The following is a 21,062-nucleotide window of genomic DNA, read 5'->3' as shown; positions in this document are numbered from 1 at the left end:
GATCGATGATGTCTTCTTCCACCTCCACCGCCCCGCAAGACGAGGCCAGGCGGGTCGTGTTCGACGATCCGCATGGCGCCGCCGGCAATATGCAGGAAGCCGAGGTGACGCGCGTTCGCACCCTGCGCGGCGCCTGGCGCTGGACTCTGGTCGCAGCGACCGCGGCGACGATCCTGCTATGCATCAACCAGCAATTCTCGCTGCGCTTCTTCATCGGCTACACCCAGCTCAACACGGAGTATTTCTACCTCCTGATCGCGTTGATGCTGCCGTTCACCTTCCTGATCTTTCCGGGCACCGCGCGCGCGCCGCTCGACCGCATTCCCTGGTATGACCTGCTGCTCTTCGTCGCGACCTTCGCCGCGGCGCTGCTGCTGATGTCGAACGTGCGCAAGGCGGCGGAGGCCGGCTGGGAATTCGGCGGCGCACCGAACAGCGTGATCGCGGCCGGCCTCGTAATGTGGGCGATGCTTATGGAGGCGCTGCGCCGCACCGGTGGCTGGAGCCTGCTGCTCAGCGTCCTGCCCTTCACCGTCTATCCCCTGTTCGCCGAAGCCCGCTGGCTCGGGCCGTTCCGCGGCACGCAATCGACGCTGGAGCAGGCGACGGCCTATCACGTGCTCTCCGGCGAGAGCCTGCTCGGCATTCCCATTCAGGCTTTCGCCGACACCGTGATCGGCTTCCTCGTGTTCGGCACCGCGCTGATGATGACCGGGGCCGGAAAATTCTTCATCAACCTCGCCTTCGCGCTGTGCGGCACCTTCCGCGGCGGCGCTGCAAAAGTCTGCATCTTTGCCAGCGGCCTGCTCGGCATGATGTCCGGATCGATCATCTCCAACGTGCTCACCGCCGGCACCATGACCATCCCTGTCATGAAGAAGAGCGGCTTCCGCGCCTCCTATGCGGGGGCGATCGAGGCCTGCGCCTCGACCGGCGCGGTGCTGGCGCCGCCGGTGATGGGCGCCACGGCTTTCGTGATCGCGCAATTCCTCAACGTCAGCTACGCCGACGTCGCACTCGCTGCGATCATTCCGGCCGTGCTCTACTATATCGGCCTGTTCATGCAGGTCGATGCCTATGCCGCCCGCCACGGGCTCAAGGGGATTCCGCGTGCCGAGCTGCCGCGGATCATGGATACGATCAAGGACGGCTGGTACTACGTCTTCGTCATCGCGCTTCTGATCGTGATGCTGCTCTACTTCAAGCGCGAGAGCCACGCGCCGTTCTATGCGACCGCGCTATTGCTGGTTCTCAACCAGTTCTTCTCCAAGGACACGCGCTGGACGCTGGCGACGATCAGCCGATTCCTGGAAGTGAACGGGCGCACCTTCGTCGAGCTCGTCGGCATCCTCGCCGGCTGCGGTCTCCTGATCGGCGCATTCTCGATGACGGGCGTCGTCTCGAGCCTTGCCAACGACCTCTTGCATATTGCCGGCGACAGTCCCTTCCTGCTGCTCGGCATGTGTGCGCTCACCAGCCTCATTCTCGGGCTCGGGCTGACGACGACGGCCTGCTACATCTTCCTCGCCATCCTGGTCGCGCCCGCGCTGGAGAAGCTCGGGCTCAACCGCATGGCGGTGCACATGTTCATCTTCTACTGGGGCATGCTGTCGTCGATCACGCCGCCGGTCGCGATCGCCTCGTTCGCGGCCGCGGGCATCGCCGGCTCGCCGGCGATGAAGACCGGCTGGGAATCGATGTGGGTCGGCAGCATCATCTATTTCCTGCCGTTCTTCTTCGTGCTCAATCCGGCGCTGGTGCTGCAGGGGCCGAGCCCCTATCTCGCCGGCCTCGGCCTGATGGGCCTCGCCGCCTTCGGCACATTGTTCATCTGCGGCGGCATCCAGGGCTACCAACCATTCGTTGGCAATCTACGCGGCGCCGGGGCGCTGGAATGGCCGATCCGCGTGCTGCTGGTGATCGGCGGCTTCGTGGTGGCGACCCCCGGCGGCGGAATCATGCCGCTGTCGCAGATGCAGGTGACGTTGCTCGGCCTTGGGATCCTGCTGCCGACGATCCTGATCGCGCTTGTCCTGGTCCGACGCCAGCCTGTGATGCCGGACGGGTTGCGCGTGCCTTAATTGCGTTGCACAAGTGCGGCGATGAAGCCGCACCTGCCCGCCGCCTCGGCCTGGACCCGCTCGAAACCGCCTTTGCTGCGGTTTCTGGACAATTGCCTCAGCGAATTCTCCGCCGAGGCCTCGGGCCATGTCGCGGACTACATTCCGGAGCTGAGCAAGGCCGACCCTGCCTATTTCGGCATCAGCCTGGCGACGCTGGACGGCCATGTCTATGAGGTCGGCGACAGCCGGATGCCCTTCACCATCCAGTCGATGTCCAAGCCCTTCGTGTTCGCGCTGGCGCTGGACCTGCTCGGCGCCGGCAGGGTCGAGAGCGCGATCGGCGTCGAGCCCTCGGGCGATCCCTTCAACTCGATCCGGCTCAATTCCGAGAACCATCCGTTCAACCCGATGGTCAATGCCGGCGCGATCGCCTGCACCGGGCTGATCTATGGCAGCAAGGGCGTGGCGGCCTTCGAGCAGATCCGCGCCGCGCTCGGCCGCTTTGCCGGACGCGACCTCGCGGTCGACGAGACCGTCTACGCTTCCGAAAGCCAGACCGGCGACCGCAACCGTGCCATCGGCTATCTGCTGAAGACCAACGCGGTCATCTCGGACGACGTCGCCGGCGTCCTCGACGTCTATTTCCGGCAATGCGCCGTGCTGGTCACCGCGCGCGACATCGCGGTGATGGCGGCGACGCTCGCCAATCGCGGCATCAACCCCGTCACGGGCGAGCAGGTGCTGAGCGCTTACGCGATCTCGCGTACGCTCTCGGTGATGACGTCCTCGGGCATGTATGACTATGCCGGCGAGTGGATCTACCGGATCGGCATTCCCGCCAAGAGCGGCGTCGGCGGCGGCATTCTGGCCGCCCTCCCCGCGCGACTCGGCCTCGGCAGCTATTCGCCGCGCCTCGACAAGCACGGCAACAGCGTGCGCGGCATCAAGGTCTGCGAGGCGCTGTCCTCGCATTACGATCTGCACATGCTCAACCGCAGCGACGATGCGCGCAACGCCGTCATCGCGGACTACGACATCGGCAGGAGCCCCTCGCGCCGCGTGCGCCGCCCGCAGGAGCGCGAGATTCTGGCGGCACATGAGCAGGAGGTGCGGATCATCGAGCTGGTCGGCACGCTGTCGCTGTCGGCGGTCGATTACGTCTCGCGGCGGCTTGCCGGGCGACCGCGGCCGCAATTCGTGATCTTCGATCTCCACCGCGTGACCTCGACCACGCGCGCCGGCGCACGGCTGGTTGCCGAAGCGTTCGAGGAGCTTGCGGCGCTGAACGTGACGGTCGTGCTGTCAGGCGTCAGGCGTGCCTCCAAGGAATGGAACACGTTGCGCGAATGGACCGCCGAGCTCAAGAACGTCCGCGACTTCTACCTGCTCGACACCGCGATCGAATGGGCCGAAGACCAGATCGTGTATCGCTACGGCGGCTCGATCGATTTTCACGAGACCACCGAGCTCGCCGAGCAGCCGCTGCTGGCGGGGCTGAGCGAGGAAGAGCTGACCGATCTGGCCTCGCTCTGCACCATCAGAACCTATCAGTCCGGCGCGAAGATTCTGACGACTGGCGATCCTGCGGATGCCCTGTATTTTCTGCGTAGCGGCGCGGTGCACGTCACCTTGCCCGACGGCGTACGGCTGGCGACGCTCACCGCGGGCATGGCGTTCGGCGAGATGGCACTGCTGGAGGCAACGCGTTCTGCCGACGTGTTCGCCGACATGGCGGCAACCGCATTCGAGGTGCCGCTGAAGGATTTCGAACGCTTTCGCAAGCAGCACCCGCGCGCCAGCGAAAGCATCATGCGCAACCTCGCCCGGCTGCTGGCCGACCGCCTGATCGTCGCCAACGCGAAGGTGGATATTCTGACGTCGACGTGAGCGCTTGACGTTCATCCAGATGAGGTCGTCATGCTCCCGCATCCGCCTCTTGCTCAGCGGCTCGCGGCTTCACTCAGCCGCCGCTTGATCTTCTTTGCGCTCGCTTCGAGCAGTTCGGACGGCTTCTGGCCGGTCGCGGCGCAGAGGCAGGCCCAGTAGTAGATGACGTCGCCGAGTTCATCAACGAGACCCGCCTTGTCGAGCCAATCATCGCGCAAGAGCTTCTTGATGTGATCGGCGACCTCGCCGGCTTCGCCGGCAAGGCCGAGGCCGAGATAGGACAGCCGCTCGTTGGACGGACGCTCGTCGACTTTCGCAATGCTCGCGGCCCAGGCCGCATATTCATCGATCGTCATCGGCATTCCCCGCCGCTTGCGTCGATCTAGCCCACCACTTCGGTGACGGGCTGGAGATCGATCTCGAAGGTCTCCAGGAATTTGGAGGTCATGATGTAGAAGCCGACCGAGAGCTGCAATTCGACCAGCGCGGCCGGCGTCAGCTTTGATGCGATCGCCTTGAAGGTCGCGTCTGTCGGCTTCTTCAGCTTCACGATCTCGTCGGTGAAGGCGAGCGCGGCGCGCTGCACCTCGTTGAAGCAGGTCGCGGCCTGCCAGTTCTCCAGCGCCTCGTTCTGCGCGTCGGTGACGCCGACATTCTTGCCGATCCGCTTGTGCGCGACGATCTCGTACGGCGCCTCGCACAAGATTCCGGTGCGGGTGATCGCGAGCTCGCGGACGATGGGATCGAGCTCACCCTTGTGCCTGATGGCGCCCCCCAAGCGGCAGTACTGCTCGAAATAGCTCGGCGAGTGCGCCATCATGCGGAAGATGTTGGCATCACGGTTCTTGTCCAGTATTTCGCGGGTGCGGTCGGATGCCTTGGACGGGTCGCTGTAGTCAATGCGGGCCATGATTTTCCTGAAGTTTTCCCTGAGCTTTTGATGTTTTTTGTCGTCGTGGGGATAAGTTCCCAAAGACTCTATTCGCGCGCGGACGCAGGAGCAACATCATCGAGTCAAATTGCCGCCGCATTGCTGATCGACCCTGCGACAGTCGATATTCGCCGCGTGGGGACAAATCGCGGTGAATACTCGCAAGTGGGGTGTTCCGAGTAAAACAATTGGCCATTGGGTGCGCTAGCCGCGCAACGATGAGTCACGCCCAAGTCTAGGGAGAGAACGGCATGAAGGAAGCCACCAAGGGGGCGGCCTCGGGAGCGCTCGCGCACATGCTGGCGGTGACGGCGATGCTCGTCATCGCCAGCATTTTGTTCTACGGGCGTTGAGTTAAGCGTTTCAGTGCTTTCGTCGTTCCGGGGTGGCCCTCGCACAGGCCAGGCCCAGAATACCCGTTCCAGGCTCGGTCCCTTGGACCGCCCCCGAATGACGAATCCCTCTACATGACCTTCGTGAAGAACGGCACCAGCTTGCCGGCGAACGGTTTGAAGCTCGCGACGACCGAATCGCCGATGGCGAGATCGTTCGCGCCGTGCGCCATCATGCGAAAACCCTCGGCACAATCGACGAGCAGGATGTTGTAGGGGCACGTGGGCGCGCGTCTCGGGCGTGGCGGCGCGGCAGACCAGCGAGGTCGCGTAGACCCTGCCCTTGCCGCTGGCGCGCTGCTCGCGCGGATCGGGTGCGCCGCAGGCCGCGCAGAAGGCGCGATGGAAATACTGCACGTGGCCGCAAGCGCCACAGGTCTGGAACGTGATCGCCTCTTCGCCCTTGGTCCAGTCCGCCAGACGTTCGCTCATCGCACCTGCTCCAGGAACATGCTGACGTGAGACGACAGCACGCCGCCATCGCCGTGCAGCAGCGCAATGGACGCGTCGCGCACCTGGCGGTTGGCCGCCCGACCCGTCATCTGCAAATGCGCTTCGACCAGATGCGCCATGGCGCCGCCGACGCCGCAATGGCCGTAGCTGAGCAGGCCGCCATGGGTGTTGAGCGGCATGGCGCCGTCGCGGCTGAAATGACCGGCGCGGACCCGCGCGGCCGCCTCGCCGCGGCCGGCAAGCCCGAGATCTTCCAGCAGCATCGCGAGCGTGATGGTGAAGCTGTCGTAGACGGCGGCATAGCGCACGTCGGAGATCGCAAGACCCGTCGCCTCCCTGGCGCGCGCGACCGAGATCTCGGCGCCGAGCTCGCTGAGGCCCGGCGCGGCCGTGACATGCTGATGGGTGTGCGCCTGGGCGCAGCCGCGAATGCGGACGCCCGCTTCCCCTGTCCGCTCGCGGCTGATGACGAACGCCGCGCCACCGTCGGAGACGGGGCAGCAGTCGAGCAGCTTGAGCGGCATCGCCACCGGCTTGGAGGCCATGACGTCGGCGACCGAGATGGGATCCTGGAATTGCGCGCCGGGATGGGTGCAGGCGTGCGCGCGCATCAGCACCGCGAACTCGGCGAGGTCCTGTTCGGTCACGCCATATTCGCGCATGTAGCGCGTAGCGACGAGGCCGTAATAGGCGGGAATGGTCGGGCCGAGCGGCACCTCGTAGTCGGGATGGCCGACCTGCGCCAGCGCCTGGATCGAGGCATCGCGGCTCTGCCCGGTGAGACGGTTCTCGCCGGCGACCACGAGCACGTGGCGCGCGACGCCTGCGTCGACGAGTTGATGCGCGAGCATCGTCATCGCGAGTCCCGTGGCGCCGCCCACCTGCACGGCGTGGGCATAGCTCGGACGAATGCCGAAATGCTCGGCGAAGACGGTGGCCAGCATGATGTGCGGCGAGACGGTGGAGTAGCCGCAGAGGATGCCGTCGATCTCGGCGCGCTTCAGCCCGGCATCGTCGAGTGCGGCTTGCGCGGCTTTGCTCATCAGGTCGAGCGAGGATGAGCCTTCGTGCTTGCCGAACGGCGTGAGGCCGACGCCGGTGATGAAGCTCATGCTCTCTCCTCCCTGTCATTCCGGGGCGCGCCGTCAGGCGCGAGCCCGGAATCCATACTCACGATGGTGGTTATGGATTCCGGGCTCGCGACTTCGTCGCGCCCCGGAATGACGGATGAGAGAGTCTTCATATCGTCTCCCCACTACTCCGGCGCCGATCGCGTGACGCCGTCGCGGACCATGGCTGCGATCTGGTCGGAGGAGTAACCGATCTCGCGCAAGATCTCGGCGCCATGCTCGTTGAGCCGCGGCGCCAGGCGCGCGGGCTCTGCCTCGGTCTCCGACCAGGTCGCCGTCACCTTCATGCTTCGGATCGGCCCTTCAGTCGGATGGGTCACGACCGGGAAGAAATTCGTCGCCTCCAGATGGTCGTCGTGCAGGATCGACGCGAGGTCGTGCATCGGCATGACCGGCACATCGGCCTTGGTGAGCAGGTCGATCCATTCCGCCGTGGTGCGCGTCTCGAAGATACGCGCGAGTTCGGCGTAGACCACATCGATGTTGGCGGCGCGGCCGGCGAAGGTCGCAAACCTGGGATCGGCGCGCAGATCGTCACGCCCTGTCGCCTTGAAGAAGTTCTCCCACTGCTTGTCGCTGTAGACGATGACGCTGAGATAGCCGTCCGAGGTCTTGTACGGCCTGCGGTCGCGCGAGAGGTGGCGGGCATAGCCGCCCTTGTCGAGCGGCGGCTCGAAGGTGAGCCCGCCCATGTGATCGCCCATGACGAAACCGGCCATGGTCTCGAACATGGGAATGTCTACGCGCTGGCCGCGCCCGGTGCGGTCGCGGTGCACGAGGCTGGCGCAGATCGCCCCGACGGCGGTGAGACCGACGATGCGATCGACCAGCGCATTCGGCACGTAGCGCGGCACGCCGTCGCCGGTCTGCGCCATCAAGGCCGGCAGCGCGGTGGCGCCCTGGATCAGATCGTCATAGGCCGGTTTTGCGGCGTAGGGCCCGTCCTGACCGAAGCCGAACACGCCGGCATAGACGAGGCGCGGGTTGATGGCGGAAACGACATCGTAACCGAGCTGAAGCCGCGCCATGGCCTGCGGACGGACGTTGTAGACGAGCACGTCGGCGTCCCCGAGCAGCCGCAGCACGGCTTCGCGCCCCGAGGGCTTTTTCAGGTCGAGACAGATCGAGCGCTTGCTGCGGTTGGTGTTAAGGAACACCGGGCCCATCCCGGCGTGACGCATCGGCCCGATCAGGCGAGTGACGTCGCCGTCCAGCGATTCCACCTTGATGACGTCGGCACCGTAGTCGCCGAGCATCTGGGTCGCATAGGGCCCCATCAGCACGGTGGTCATGTCGATGACCTTGATGCCCTTCAGCGGCCCCATCGTTCGCTCCCGAATGCGCGGGGCTCAGGCGCGGCCCGCGATTGCGGTCCAGCTAACGGCAGTGTCGCCGCTCGCGCAAGGGCGGGCGGCGTATGGCGGCATGCGCCGCGCGGCGATATCGGCCGCTATTTCTTCTGGCGGGATTCCCGGATCTTCAGGAGCCGGTCGAGCTCTTCGTTCTGCTGGCTGATCCGGTCGGCGATGCGCGACTCATTCTGCTCGCCCGAGGCGGCAGCGGCCTGCTCGATGAGCTGGCGGATATTGTCCTCGAGGATCGCAATGCGGTCGTTCAGCGCTTCCATCGATAGCGAGTCTTCGTAGTCAGTGCTCATAATGCTTTTCCCGCAAACACAATCAGAAGTCACAGGATGGCCAAAGCGAAGCGGCCCACCATGATCTAGCGCAAGAAAGAAGGCGGGCACGGCGCATGGCGCCTTTGCCCACCCTGCAGGCCGAGCCTACTTCAGCGGCTCCAGCACGGAGACGTAGTTGGCGACGGCAGCGCCGCCCATGTTGAAGATGCCGCCGAGCTTGGCGTTCTTGAGCTGCATGCCCTCGGGCGCCTGCCCTGCAAGCTGCATCGCGGTCATCACATGCATGGAGACGCCGGTGGCACCGATCGGATGGCCCTTGGCCTTCAGCCCGCCGGACGGGTTGACCGGCAGCTTGCCGTCCTTGAGCGTCCAGCCTTCCTTGATGGCGCGGGCGCCCTGCCCCCTCGGCGTCAGGCCCATCGCTTCGTATTCGATTAGCTCGGCGACCGTGAAGCAGTCATGGGTCTCGACGAAGGAGAGATCGGACAGCGTCACACCGGCTTTTTCCAGCGCGCGCTGCCAGGCGACCGTGCAGCCCTCGAACTGGAGGATGTCGCGCTTGCTCATCGGCAGGAAGTCCTGGGCGTGCGCGGTGGCGCGGAAGCCGATCGACTTGCTCATGCCCTTGGCGGTCTCGGCATCGGCCAGCACCAGCGCCGCGGCGCCATCGGAGACCAGCGAGCAGTCGGTGCGCTTCAGGGGGCCGGCGACGTAAGGGTTCTTCTCGCTCTCGGCGCGGCAGAAGTCGAAGCCGAAGTCCTTGCGCATCTGGGCGAAGGGGTTGGCGACGCCGTTCTTGTGGTTCTTGGCCGCGATCAGCGCCAGCGCATCGGACTGGTCGCCGTATTTCTGGAAATAGGAGCTGGCGATCTTGCCGAACACGCCGGCAAAGCCGCCGACCGTGTCACCGTCCTCGGGCAGGTAGGACGCCTTGAGCAGGTTCTTGCCGATCTCCGGGCCCGGCGTGCGTGTCATCTGCTCGACGCCGACGACGAGCACGATCTTGGCGGCCCCTGCGGCAATCGCGCGCAGGCCCTGATGCACGGCGGCGGAGCCGGTGGCGCAGGCGTTCTCGACGCGGGTCGCCGGCTTGAAGCGCAGCTTGGGATCAGCCTGGAGCACCAGCGAGGCGGTAAAATCCTGCGGCGAGAAGCCGGCGTTGAAATGGCCAAGCACGATCTCGTCGACATCGCCAGCCGAAACGCCGGCATCGGCCAGCGCCTCATTGGCCACGCGGACGACTAGGCTTTCCACGGTCTCGGTATCGAACTTGCCGAACGGCGTGTGCGCCCATCCGACGATGCTGGCAGTCATGGTCATTTCTCCCTGGAGGTCTCTTCCTGAGCTAAGTCTTAGCCTAGGGATGGCAAGACTTCACGCGGCTTTCAGGGCCTCGAGGGTGCGCTGGCAGATGGCAGTTATGCCGGCCCAGTTCCCGGCCCGGATCTCCGCCGTCGGGCACAGCCAGGAGCCGCCGACCGCGACCACGTTGGGCTCGGCGAGCCAGCTCGCGGCATTGGCCTCGCCGACCCCGCCCGTGGGGCAGAACCGCACGCTCGGGAACGGGCCGCCGAGGGCGCGCAGGCCCTTGATGCCGCCGGCCTGCTCGGCCGGGAAGAACTTTGCGACGTCGAAGCCGTAGGACAGCGCCATCATCAGCTCGGAGGCCGTGGCGATGCCCGGCGCGAACGGCAAGGAGCTGTCGGTTGCGGCCTTGAGCAGATCGGGGGTCAGGCCCGGGCTGATACCGAACGCGACGCCGAGCTTCTCGACACGGGTGAAGTCGGCCGGATTGAGGATCGTGCCGATGCCGACCACCGCCTCGGGGACCTCGGCCATCATCGCCCTCGCCGCCTCGATCGCAACCGGGGTGCGCAGGGTCACTTCCAGCGTGCGCACGCCGCCGGCGACCAGCGCACGCGCCAGCGGCACCGCATCCTGGATCCGCTCGATGGTGAGGACGGGAATGACGGTCGCCGCCTTGAACAGCGCGACGAGGTGATTCTGTTGGGCAGTCGTGGTCATAGGTCTCGATTCATTTGGTCGCTTGGCGAGAGGCCGCCGGCCGGTGCCGTTTCTTCGGTGGCATGGCATAGCCCGGAATGATGGCGCCGGGATAGCAGATCACGAGGCTGGCGAGGCGATGCCCGGCCTGAGCGGCCTCGACCGGATCGGAACCGGTGAGCCGCGCCGCGATATAGGCCGCGGCGAAGCTATCGCCGGCGGCGGTGGTGTCGACGACCGGTTTCGTCATGGGCTCGGCGCGGACCTCGCTGGTCCCGCCGGGGAAGCGCAGCAGGCTGATGGGCTCGGCAAGCCGGAACACCAGCTCGGGGCTCGGAATACGCGCCATCAGCTGGTCGTGGCTCTCGCCGGGAAAGAGCGCGAGCAGATCCTCGGTCGAGGTCAGCACGATGTCCGCGATCACGAAGGCTGCGGCAAAGACCTCGCGGGCAACGTCGCGATCCGGCCAGCCGCGTGCGCGAAAATTGGTGTCGAACACGAAGCGGGTGCCGAGCAGGCGCGCGCGCTTGATCGCCGCAAACAGGCGATCGCGGCCCGAAGCGTCGTAGATCGAGAGCGTGATGGCGGAGAGATAGACGACGTCGTAGCTCATCAGCGAGTTGAGGATTTCGTCCGTCTCCGGCAGGCTCATCAGCTGCCGCGCCGCCGCGCTGTCGCGCCAGTGGAAGAACTGGCGCTCGCCCTTCGCATCCGTCTGGATCATGTAGAGGCCGGGCAGCTTGCCCGCGAGCCGCACCACACGCCGCGTGCCGACACCCTCCGCATTCCAGGCCGCGATCATCTCATCGCTGAGACCGTCATCGCCGAGCGCGGTGAGATAGTCGACCTTGACCTCGAGCCGCGCCAGATAGACGGCGGTGTTGAGGGTATCACCGCCGAAGCCGCGCGAGTACAGGCCGCCGCCCTGGCCGGCAGACGCGCCGCCTTGCGCCTGCCTGAGCTCGACCATGCACTCGCCGATGCAAGCAACGCTCGCCATCACCAGGGCCCGCTCAGTCAGAGATCAGGCGACGAAATTGCCGCCGAGCTCGTCTTCGATGTGAATGCGGATGATATCGTCGAAAGTCTTCTCGGCGGTGGTGAAGCCGAGCTCGCGCGCACGCTTCGGGTCGAAATTGCGCGGCCAGCCGCCGACGATGCCGACGATGAAGGGATCAGGCTCGCGCTTGATGCGGGCGGCGACCTTCTCGCCGGCAACCCGCTTCAGGGCGGCGATCTGCTCGCCGACCGTGGCCGACAGGCCCGGCATGGTCAGATTGCGGCGCGGGCCCACGGTGGCGAGATCCATGGTGCCGGCGTGCAACAGGAAGCCGACGGCCGAGCGCGGCGTGGCGTGCCAGTGGCGGACGTCCTCGGACACCGGCAGGATCGCTTCCTTGCCGGCGAGCGGCTCGCGCAGGATGTTGGAGAAGAAGCCCGATGCCGCCTTGTTGGGCAGTCCGGGCCGGATGCAGATGGTCGGCAGGCGGATGCCGATGCCGTCGAGGAAGCCGCGGCGCGAATAGTCCGCCAGCAGCAGTTCGCCGATCGCCTTTTGCGTGCCGTAGCTGAGCAGCGGGGTATGGAAGAACTCGTCGCCGATCGCATCCGGGAACGGCGCGCCGAACACCGCGATCGAGGACGTGAACACCACGCGCGGCTTGTAGCCGCCGCCGACGAGCCTGATCGCGTCGAGCAACATCCGCGTGCCGTCGAGATTGATGCGGTAGCCCTTGTCGAAATCGAGCTCGGCCTCGCCCGAGACGATCGCAGCCAGATGGAAGATCACGTCCGGACGGCCGGCGATCAGCTTCTCGGCCGCGCCGGGGACGGCGAAATCGCCCGACACGGTCTCGACCGGAAAACCGGTCTTCTCCGGCTTCCTCGGTTCGACCACGTCATGCATGGTGAGCTTGGTGATGTCGCTCTTGCCGAGCCGGCCGTCGCGCAGCAGCCGTTCGCAGAGTTTGCGGCCGACCATGCCGGCGGCGCCCAGAACCAGAATGTGCAAGAGCCTACTCCTTAGTTGTTGGCCGAAGCGCACCGCTCCGATGCGTCCTCGGCAAGCCCCGCGATCATTCCTTCACGGCGCCGGTCATCGCCGACACATAATGCTCCACGAAGAAGGCGTAAAGGATCACGAGCGGCAGCGAGCCGGCCAGGGCTCCGGCCATCAGCGAGCCCCAGCGGTAGATGTCGCCGTCCACGAACTCGTTGACGATCGCCACCGGCACCGTCTTGTTGCTGGTCGACTGCAGGAAGGTCAACGCATAGATGAATTCGTTCCAGCACAGCGTGAAGCAGAAGATGAAGGCCGAGATCAGGCCGGGAATCGCGAGCGGCAGCACGATCTTGATCAGGATCTGCCAGCGGCTCGCCCCGTCGATCAGCGCGCATTCCTCGAGTTCGAACGGGATGGTCTTGAAATAGCCCATCAGCAGCCAGGTCGAGAACGGGATCAGGATGGTCGGATAGGTCAGGATCAGCGCCAGCGGCGAGTCGAACAGGCCATACTGAAACACGACGGTGGCGAGCGGAATGAACAGGATGGACGGCGGCACCAGATAGGCGAGGAAGATCAGCCCGCCGACGAGATTGGCGCCTTTGTAGCGCAGACGCACGATGGCATAGGCCGCGAGCACCGATGCGATGATCGAGAGCACCGTGGCACAGATCGCCACGTACATCGTGTTCCAGAGCCAGTGCGGATAGTAGCTCTCGAACAGCAGTTTGTGGAAATGCTTGAAGGTCGGATTCCAGGTCCAGAACGGGTTGTACCTGTCGAGGTCGAGGAGCTGATCGTCCGGTTTAACCGAGGTCAGCGCCATCCAGTAGAACGGAAACAGGAGGACCACGACGATGATCGTCAGCGGCAGGTACAGCGTCACGATCCGCCGCGGCACCGACTGCAGATAGCTCATGCCCTCGCTGTTGTCGACGCGCGCGGGCGCCGACATCACGGACTTGAGATCGACTTTCGAGGCAGGAAGATCAGTCATTGTTCTCTCCCTGTTGCCATTTGCGACGCTGCAGGCCGAACCAGGAGACCATGATCGCAGCGAGCAGGAACGGAATCATGGCGCTGGATATCGCCGCGCCCTCGCCGAGCTGCCCGGCGATGATCGCGCGCTGGTAGGACAGCGTCGCCATCAGATGGGTGGCGTTGACGGGGCCACCGCGCGTCATCGCCCAGATCAACTGGAAGTCGGTGAAGGTGAACAGCACCGAGAAGGTCATCACGACGGCGATGATCGGCGTCAGCAGCGGATAGGTGATGTACCGGAAATTCTGCCAGCGTGTGGCGCCGTCGAGCGTTGCGGCTTCATAGAGCGACGGCGACACCGTCTGCAGGCCTGCGAGCAGCGTGATCGCCACGAACGGCACGCCGCGCCAGATATTGGCGAAGATCACGCAAATGCGGGCCCAGGTCGTGTCGCCGAGGAAGTTGATGTTCTGGTCGATCAGGCCGAGATGCTTCAGCGACCAGGAGATGATGGAGAATTGCGAGTCGAAGATCCACCAGAACGCCAGCGCCGAGAGCACCGTCGGCACGATGAAGGGGATCAGGACCATCGCGCGCAGCATCGCCTTGAACGGCATATTCTCGTTCAGCAAGAGCGCGAGATAGAGCCCGATCGCGAATTTGAGGGCGCTGGCGACGAAGGTGTAGAGCAGCGTGTTGAACACCGACAGCCAGAAGATGGAATCGTCCCACAGCCACTCATAGTTCTCGGTGGCGACGAAGTGCCCGACCCTGCCAATACGGGTGTCCGTGAAGGACAGCCAGATGCCGAGTCCCAGCGGATAGGCCAGGAAGAAGATCAGGAACGCCATGGCCGGCACCATGAACCAGAAGCCGAGCCAGTTGCGATTGTGTTTCAGCTGGGTCCAGGCGCTGTCCTCGCTCATCTGAGGCTTGGCCCGGGGAATTGCGACATCAGCCATGCCCGATATCCCTGATCGAAATGTTGACGAGCGGGCGGCCGGATGGCCGCCCGCTCCGTGATCCTCAGCGATAGATGCGCTTCAGCTGGCGCTCGGCTTCCGCCATCGCGCCCTTCGCATCCTTGGCGCCGGTGCAGTAATTGGCGAACATGTCGACGACGATGAAGTCGGCGATCGCAGTTGCCGCCTTCTCGCCGACGGTCCCGATACCGGAGGCCGGCAGAGTGCGCTTGGAAGCCTGCGCGAACACGGCGTTCTTCGGATCCGCCTTCCAGATCGGCGCCGACTCATAGGCGTTCAAGGTCTGCGTCAGATAGCCTTGCGCGCCATCCAGCCACTTCTCGTAATTCTCCTTCTCCAGCATGAAGGCGATAAAGGCCTTCGCCGCATTCGGATATTTGGTGAAGTTGAAGGCGAGGATCGGCAGCGCAAGCTGCAGCTCGGTCGGCTTGCCGACCGGGCCGACCGGCCAGAGCGCGTGATAGGTGTCCTCGGCGAGTTCCTTCTTGCTCGCATCGGTCTTGGCGGCGACGTAGATCGAGATGCCGTTCGCCGTGCAATAGAGCTCGCCAGCGAGGAACGCCTTGTTGTTGGAGGAGTCGTTCCAGGACGCCGTGCCCGGGATGAAGCTGTCATACAGCGCCTTGCAATATTCCAGCGCCTTCGCCGTTTCCGGCGAGTTGATGATGATCTTGTCGTTCTGGTCGACCGTGTAGGCGCCATGCCCCCACAGCACCCAGTGCAGCCACGAATTGCCGTCACCCGAGGCATGACCGAGCGCGAAGCCCGCCGGCGTGTTGTTCTTCTTCAGGGCCTTGCACATCTCGAGGAAGCCGGGGAAATCCTTCGGGAATTCCTTGAAGCCGGCCTTGTCGAGCGCCGACTTGCGGTACGTCATGTAGCCGCCGTTGGTCGCGACGGGAATGCCGAGCCAGTCGTTGCCTTGCTTGCAGGTCTTGGCCGCCGCATCGGTCCAGCCGCCATATTTCTTGCCGAGATAATCGGCGACGTCGTTCATCTTCAGCACTTTGGTGGGAAACAGCTGCGGCAGCGTGTGCAGGCCCCATGCGAGATCGAGTCCGGAGCCGGTGTTGGCTGCAACCGAAGCCTTCGGCTGCACGTCCTCGAAGGACTCACTGAACACGTTCATCTCGGTGCCGGTGGCAGCCTTGAACGCCGCAACCATCGCGTTGAACGCATCGTCCTCCTGCGGCACGAAGCGCTTCCACCGCATCACGGTCAGCTTGGCGCCGGGCTCGGCCTTCCAGGGCGCGCTCTGCGCCCAGGCCTTGGCGAACTCGAAAAGTGCCGGCCCGGTCAGCATGCCGGTCGCAGCCAGTGCCGTTCCGCCTTGAAGCAGCGTCCGGCGGGTAAAGTCTTGCATGTCGTCCTCCCTGTGATGCTTTTTCTTGTCTTGGTTAAACTACACTACGCGTTGAGGCGCTTGCCCGTCGCGTCGTCGAACAAGTGCACCAGTGACGGGTCGGGCTTCAATCGCACCTTGTCGCCCGGGTTGAACTGGTGACGCTCGCGGAACACCGCGACGACCTGCTCGCCGCCGACCTTGGCGAACACCTGCGTTTCCGAGCCGGTCGGCTCGACCACGATGATCTCCGCCTCGGCGCCATCGTCGGCGATGGTGAAATGCTCCGGCCGCACGCCGTAGACCGCGGGACGGCCGTCGGACGCCGCCGGCGCGGCCTTGAGCGGCAGCTTGACGCCGTTCGGCCCCTCGAAGGTGGCAACGCCGTTGACGCGCACGTGACCTTTGAGGAAGTTCATGGCGGGCGAGCCGATGAAGCCGGCGACGAACTGGTTATCGGGCTTGTCGTAGAGCTCGAGCGGCGTACCCATCTGCTCGACGATGCCGTCATGCATGACGACGATCTTGTCGGCCATGGTCATGGCCTCGATCTGGTCGTGGGTGACGTAGACGGTCGTCGTCTTCAGCCGCTGGTGCAGCTCCTTGATCTCGGTGCGCATGGCAACGCGCAGCTTGGCATCCAGGTTCGACAAGGGCTCGTCGAACAGGAACACCTGCGGATCGCGCACGATGGCGCGACCCATGGCGACACGCTGGCGCTGGCCGCCGGAGAGCTGGCGCGGATAGCGGTCGAGCAGCGGCGACAGCGCCAGGATCTCGGCGGCGCGCTTGACGCGCTTGTTGATCTCGTCGGCGCCCGCATTCCGCAGCTTCAGCGAGAAGCCCATATTGTCGGCGACCGTCATGTGCGGATAGAGCGCGTAGTTCTGGAACACCATCGCAATGTCCCGCTCCTTGGGCTGGACATTGTTGACGACGCGGTCGCCGATCGAGATCGTGCCGGAGGTGATGTTCTCGAGGCCTGCGAGCATGCGCAGAAGCGTCGACTTGCCGCAGCCGGAGGGGCCAACCAGGACGACGAACTGGCCATCCTCGATCGGAATCGTCACGCCGTGCAGGACTTCAAAATTGCCGAACGATTTCCGCACGTCGCGGATTTGCACAGACGACATCTAGCTCCCTCCTCGAAAGTCCACGACGCCTCTTAGCGCCGCGACCGTCTTGTTTTTCAGACTTCACCGTACGAAGCCCGATCTTGGCGGGCAACATTGTCGGCAGTTTGTGCGGTTTTGGCAATTTGTCTTTGGTTAGTCGTTGCTGGTAGCGCTGTCAACGTTCCTTTGTTTGCGGGACCGACTGTGTTAAGAGCAGCAAATGGGTCGAAAACGCACCAAGTCAGGCAAAATCCGGCTGGCCGAAGTGGCCGAGCTCGCCGGCGTCAGCCCGATTACCGCGTCCCGCTTCTTCCGCAATCCGGAGGCGCTGTCGGTCGCCAAGCGGACGCGGGTCGAGAGCGCCGCCAAGGAGCTCGGCTATGTGCCCAACCTTGCCGCAAGGGCACTGGCCTCGCAACGCACCGAAGTCATCGGTGTATTGATCCCCTCCCTCACCAATAACGTGTTCTCGGACGTGCTGCGCGGCATCTATGACGCGTCCGAAGGCAGCCGTTACTCGATCCAGTTGTCCAACACACGCTACAGCATTCTCCAGGAAGAGAAGTTGCTGCGCCTGTTTCTGGCGCAGAAGCCGGCCGGGCTGATCGTCACCGGCATCGACCAGACTGCGGAATCCCGCGCGATGCTGGAAGCCGCGGACTGCCCGATCGTGCAGATCATGGAGATCGGCCCGGATCCGGTCGACATGATGATCGGCTTTTCGCACTATGATGCAGCCCGCGCGGCGGTCGCGCACCTGTTCGAACAAGGTCACCGCAAGATCGGCTTCGTCGGCGCGCGCATGGACCCGCGGGTCCAGCGGCGGCTGGACGGATATGTCTCGGCCATGAAGGACGCTGGCCTGTTCGAGCAGCGCCTCGTCGTCACGACGGCCACGCCGACTTCGGTGACGCTCGGCGGAGCGCTGTTCGCCGATCTCCTGGCGCGGGAGCCCGACATCGACGCGGTGTTCTGCGCCAATGACGACCTCGCGCTCGGTGTGCTGTTCGAATGCCGGCGCCGGGAGATCACAGTCCCCGGGCAGATCGCGATCGTCGGCTTCAACGACCTTGAGTTCATGGCCTCCGCCGTCCCCACCCTCACCAGCATCCGCACCAACCGCTACGAGATGGGGAAGACGGCCGCCACCATGCTGATCAACGCGATCGAAGGGCGCCGCCCGGAGCAGCCGGTGCTCGATCTCGGCTTCAAGGTGATCGAGCGGCAAAGCTCGTCGACCCGGCGTTCGGACAGCAGGCCAGCCGTTTCCGGCGCAGGCGCGACGAACAAAATGATAGCGTTACCAAGTAGCCACGACTAGTATCGGACTCGTGAGGAAACGACCCGCCAGGGGGAAGGCAGATCGTCGCTCGCGCCGTTGGGCGTCGCACATGCCGGCACCATGAGACGGACGCCAGCGCGTTTGCATTGCAGGAGAAACCAATGACAAAGAAACCAACCAATGGGCATGCCGCCGGCAGCAACGGCTCTCGCCGCCATCTTCGCTCGCAGGAATGGTTCAACAACCCGCACAATCCGGGCATGACCGCGCTCTATATGGAGCGCTACCTGAATTACGGCCTCACCCGCGCCGAGCTGCAGTCCGGCAAGCCGATCATCGGCATCGCCCAGACCGGCAACGATCTCTCCCCCTGCAACCGCCACCATATCGAGCTCGCCCACCGTGTCCGCGAGGGCATCCGCGAAGCCGGCGGCATCGCGATGGAATTCCCCACCCACCCGATCCAGGAGACCGGCAAGCGCCCGACCGCCGCGCTCGACCGCAACCTCGCCTATCTCGGCCTGGTCGAGGTTCTCTACGGCTATCCGCTCGACGGCGTCGTGCTCACGACCGGCTGCGACAAGACCACGCCGGCCTGCATGATGGCGGCGGCCACCGTGAACCTGCCCGCGATCGTTCTGTCGGGCGGCCCGATGCTGAACGGCTGGCATGCGGGTGAGCGCACCGGCTCCGGCACGATCGTCTGGAAATCGCGGGAGCGGCTCGCAGCGGGCGAGATCGACTATGAAGAGTTCATGGAGATCGTGGCCTCCTCGGCCCCATCGGTCGGCCATTGCAACACCATGGGCACCGCCTCGACCATGAATGGCCTCGCCGAAGCGCTCGGCTTCTCGCTGCCGGGCTGCGCGGCGATCCCCGCCCCCTACCGCGAGCGCGGCCAGATCGCCTACGAGACGGGAAAACGCGCCGTCGAGATGGTGTGGGAAGATCTCAAGCCCTCGGACATTCTGACCCGCAAGGCGTTCGAGAACTGCATCGTGATCAATTCGGCGATCGGCGGCTCGACCAATGCCCCGATCCACATCAACGCGCTGGCCCGCCACATCGGCGTCGAGCTCTCGATCGAGGACTGGCAGAAGGTGGGCCACGACGTGCCGCTGCTGGTCAACATGCAGCCGGCCGGCTTCTATCTCGGCGAGGAATTCCACCGCGCCGGTGGCGTGCCCGCCGTGGTGCGCGAATTGATGAAGCACAAGCGCATCCATGAGGACGCCGTCACCGTCAACGGCCGCGGCATCGGCGAGAACTGCAAGAACGCGCCGGTCCCCGACAACGACGTGATCTGGGCCTACGACAAGCCGCTGGTGAAGGATGCCGGCTTCCTGGTGCTGAAGGGCAATTTGTTCGACTCCGCGATCATGAAGACCAGCGTGATCTCCAAGGAATTCCGCGACCGCTATCTCAGCAACCCGAAGGACCCGAACGCCTTCGAGGGCCGCGCCATCGTGTTCGAGGGCCCGGAGGACTATCACGAGCGGATCGACGATCCCTCGCTCGACATCGACGAGCGCTGCGTCCTGTTCATTCGCGGCACCGGGCCGATCGGCTACCCCGGTGGCGCCGAGGTCGTTAACATGCAGCCGCCGGCAGCATTGATCAAACGCGGCATCCTGTCCCTGCCCTGCATCGGCGACGGCCGTCAGTCCGGCACCTCGGGCTCGCCCTCGATCCTGAACGCCTCTCCGGAAGCTGCCGCCAATGGCGGCCTCGCGATCCTCAAGACCGGCGACAAGGTCCGCATCGACCTCAACAAGGGCAGCGCCAACATCCTGATCTCGGACGAGGAGCTGAAGAAGCGCCACGCCGAGCTCAAGGCCAGCGGCGGCTTCAAGCATCCACCGAACCAGACGCCGTGGCAGGAGATCTATCGCAACACCGTCGGCCAGCAGTCGACCGGCGCCTGCATGGAGCTCGCCACGCGCTATCAGAACGTCGCCGGCACGTTCGGCGTGGCGCGGGATAATCACTGAGCTAGGCATACGTAGCCCGGGTGAGCGAAGCGACACCCGGGACATCCCGTTCCCGGATGTCGCGCTTGCGCGCTCATCCGGGCTACGGCACTGACCATCAAATTCAAGGTGAGGAGAACAACAACATGGCAGACCGCCTCAAGGGCAAGCGCGCCGTCGTCACGGCTGCAGCCGCCGGCATCGGGCGCGCTTGCGCGATTGCGTTCGCGCGTGAAGGCGCAACCGTCATCGCCACCGACATCAACGAAGCCGGCATCGCGAGCCTGACCAAGGAAGGCATCGCCGAAGTGGCAAAACTCGACGTCCGCAACACCACCGACGTCAACGCCTTTGCAAAGCGCATCGGCAGGATCGACATCCTGCTCAACGCGGCCGGTTTCGTGCACCACGGCACCATCCTGGAGTGCTCGGAAGAGGATTTCGACTTTTCGTTCGACCTCAACGTCAAGTCGATGCACCGGACCATCAAGGCCTTCCTGCCCGACATGATCGCGGGCGGCGGCGGCAGCATCGTGAACATCTCGTCCTGCGCGGCGCTGCGGCCCCCGGCCAACCGCTACGTCTACAGCTCGTCGAAGGCAGCGGTATCGCTGCTGTCGCGCGCGGTCGCGCTCGATTTCATCACCAAGGGCATCCGCTGCAACTCGATCTGCCCCGGCACCGTCGAGACGCCCTCGATGCTCGACCGCGCCGCCGCGCAAGGCCCGCAGGGCAAGGAGATGTTCATCTCCCGCCAGAAGATGGGCCGGCTCGGCACCGCCGAGGAGATCGCATCCATGGCGGTCTATCTCGGCAGCGACGAGAGCGCTTTCACCACCGGCGTCGACCTCGTCGTCGACGGCGGCTACATGCTCTGACGCCAGAGGC

The 21,062-nt window shown here is 64.8% G+C and carries 18 protein-coding genes and 1 pseudogene; 5 read left to right on the top strand and 14 right to left on the bottom strand.

Features of this window, described 5'->3' with window-relative positions:
* Window positions 1-5: 5 nt before the first annotated feature.
* Together XH87_RS16960 and glsA are read left to right on the top strand one after the other, a co-directional pair.
* Window positions 6-2,081 (top strand): TRAP transporter permease, encoded by a 2,076-nt coding sequence (locus XH87_RS16960; RefSeq protein WP_271588153.1) that lies wholly within the window; start codon window positions 6-8, stop codon window positions 2,079-2,081.
* A gap of 21 nt (window positions 2,082-2,102) precedes the next feature.
* The gene (gene glsA, locus XH87_RS16955) at window positions 2,103-3,950 is read left to right on the top strand and encodes a glutaminase A (RefSeq protein ID WP_271588152.1); all 1,848 of its coding nucleotides are present in this window, start codon (window positions 2,103-2,105) and stop codon (window positions 3,948-3,950) included.
* Between the two features lie 53 nt (window positions 3,951-4,003).
* Here glsA and XH87_RS16950 read toward each other — a convergent pair whose 3' ends face one another.
* The 14 genes and pseudogenes from XH87_RS16950 to XH87_RS16885 all read right to left on the bottom strand — a co-directional run bounded on the left by XH87_RS16950 (window position 4,004) and on the right by XH87_RS16885 (window position 16,940).
* The gene (locus XH87_RS16950; RefSeq protein WP_035706239.1) at window positions 4,004-4,306 is read right to left on the bottom strand and encodes a nucleoside triphosphate pyrophosphohydrolase family protein; all 303 of its coding nucleotides are present in this window, start codon (window positions 4,304-4,306) and stop codon (window positions 4,004-4,006) included.
* Between the two features lie 26 nt (window positions 4,307-4,332).
* A complete protein-coding gene (locus XH87_RS16945; RefSeq protein WP_271588151.1) occupies window positions 4,333-4,860 on the bottom strand; it encodes a carboxymuconolactone decarboxylase family protein in 528 nt (175 codons plus the stop codon).
* 484 nt (window positions 4,861-5,344) lie between these two features.
* Window positions 5,345-5,705: pseudogene (locus tag XH87_RS16940) on the bottom strand (Zn-ribbon domain-containing OB-fold protein).
* The gene (locus tag XH87_RS16935) at window positions 5,702-6,838 is read right to left on the bottom strand and encodes a thiolase family protein (RefSeq protein ID WP_271588150.1); all 1,137 of its coding nucleotides are present in this window, start codon (window positions 6,836-6,838) and stop codon (window positions 5,702-5,704) included. Before XH87_RS16935 ends, XH87_RS16940 begins: the two are co-directional and overlap by 4 nt.
* Window positions 6,839-6,981: 143 nt before the next feature.
* Entirely contained in the window at window positions 6,982-8,181 is a 1,200-nt protein-coding gene (locus tag XH87_RS16930) for a CaiB/BaiF CoA transferase family protein (RefSeq protein WP_271588149.1), read from the bottom strand.
* A gap of 125 nt (window positions 8,182-8,306) precedes the next feature.
* A complete protein-coding gene (locus tag XH87_RS16925) occupies window positions 8,307-8,513 on the bottom strand; it encodes a hypothetical protein (RefSeq protein WP_158669597.1) in 207 nt (68 codons plus the stop codon).
* Between the two features lie 126 nt (window positions 8,514-8,639).
* Window positions 8,640-9,809, bottom strand: a complete 1,170-nt coding sequence (locus XH87_RS16920; protein WP_035706215.1) for an acetyl-CoA acetyltransferase — start codon at window positions 9,807-9,809, stop codon at window positions 8,640-8,642.
* Between the two features lie 60 nt (window positions 9,810-9,869).
* Window positions 9,870-10,520, bottom strand: coding sequence for a bifunctional 4-hydroxy-2-oxoglutarate aldolase/2-dehydro-3-deoxy-phosphogluconate aldolase (gene eda / locus XH87_RS16915; RefSeq protein WP_271588148.1), 651 nt, complete (start codon window positions 10,518-10,520; stop codon window positions 9,870-9,872).
* Window positions 10,521-10,530: 10 nt separating this feature from the next.
* Window positions 10,531-11,499 carry a sugar kinase gene (locus tag XH87_RS16910; protein WP_271588147.1) on the bottom strand — a complete coding sequence of 323 codons (969 nt, stop codon included), beginning with the start codon at window positions 11,497-11,499 and terminating at the stop codon, window positions 10,531-10,533.
* Window positions 11,500-11,523: 24 nt separating this feature from the next.
* Window positions 11,524-12,510 (bottom strand): D-erythronate dehydrogenase, encoded by a 987-nt coding sequence (denD, locus tag XH87_RS16905; protein WP_271588146.1) that lies wholly within the window; start codon window positions 12,508-12,510, stop codon window positions 11,524-11,526.
* A 64-nt stretch (window positions 12,511-12,574) separates the two neighbouring features.
* A complete protein-coding gene (locus tag XH87_RS16900; protein WP_035706227.1) occupies window positions 12,575-13,498 on the bottom strand; it encodes a carbohydrate ABC transporter permease in 924 nt (307 codons plus the stop codon).
* Entirely contained in the window at window positions 13,491-14,408 is a 918-nt protein-coding gene (locus XH87_RS16895) for a carbohydrate ABC transporter permease (RefSeq protein ID WP_081492449.1), read from the bottom strand. The genes XH87_RS16900 and XH87_RS16895 overlap by 8 nt, the downstream gene beginning before the upstream one ends.
* Before the next feature lie 100 nt (window positions 14,409-14,508).
* Complete coding sequence (locus XH87_RS16890; RefSeq protein ID WP_035706230.1) at window positions 14,509-15,828, bottom strand: ABC transporter substrate-binding protein; 1,320 nt, start codon at window positions 15,826-15,828, stop codon at window positions 14,509-14,511.
* Between the two features lie 44 nt (window positions 15,829-15,872).
* On the bottom strand, window positions 15,873-16,940 hold the full coding sequence (locus XH87_RS16885) for an ABC transporter ATP-binding protein (RefSeq protein ID WP_271588145.1): 1,068 nt from the start codon (window positions 16,938-16,940) through the stop codon (window positions 15,873-15,875).
* A 202-nt stretch (window positions 16,941-17,142) separates the two neighbouring features.
* Between XH87_RS16885 and XH87_RS16880 the strand changes: the two genes are divergently transcribed.
* The 3 genes from XH87_RS16880 to XH87_RS16870 all read left to right on the top strand — a co-directional run bounded on the left by XH87_RS16880 (window position 17,143) and on the right by XH87_RS16870 (window position 21,052).
* A complete protein-coding gene (locus tag XH87_RS16880; RefSeq protein ID WP_271588144.1) occupies window positions 17,143-18,243 on the top strand; it encodes a LacI family DNA-binding transcriptional regulator in 1,101 nt (366 codons plus the stop codon).
* A 122-nt stretch (window positions 18,244-18,365) separates the two neighbouring features.
* Window positions 18,366-20,195, top strand: coding sequence for an IlvD/Edd family dehydratase (locus tag XH87_RS16875; protein ID WP_035706253.1), 1,830 nt, complete (start codon window positions 18,366-18,368; stop codon window positions 20,193-20,195).
* A 125-nt stretch (window positions 20,196-20,320) separates the two neighbouring features.
* Entirely contained in the window at window positions 20,321-21,052 is a 732-nt protein-coding gene (locus XH87_RS16870; protein ID WP_158669605.1) for an SDR family oxidoreductase, read from the top strand.
* Window positions 21,053-21,062 lie beyond the last annotated feature (10 nt).

This window comes from Bradyrhizobium sp. CCBAU 53415 (assembly GCF_028128735.1).
Lineage (GTDB): Bacteria > Pseudomonadota > Alphaproteobacteria > Rhizobiales > Xanthobacteraceae > Bradyrhizobium.
This window is presented reverse-complemented; position numbering and strand designations above follow the sequence as displayed.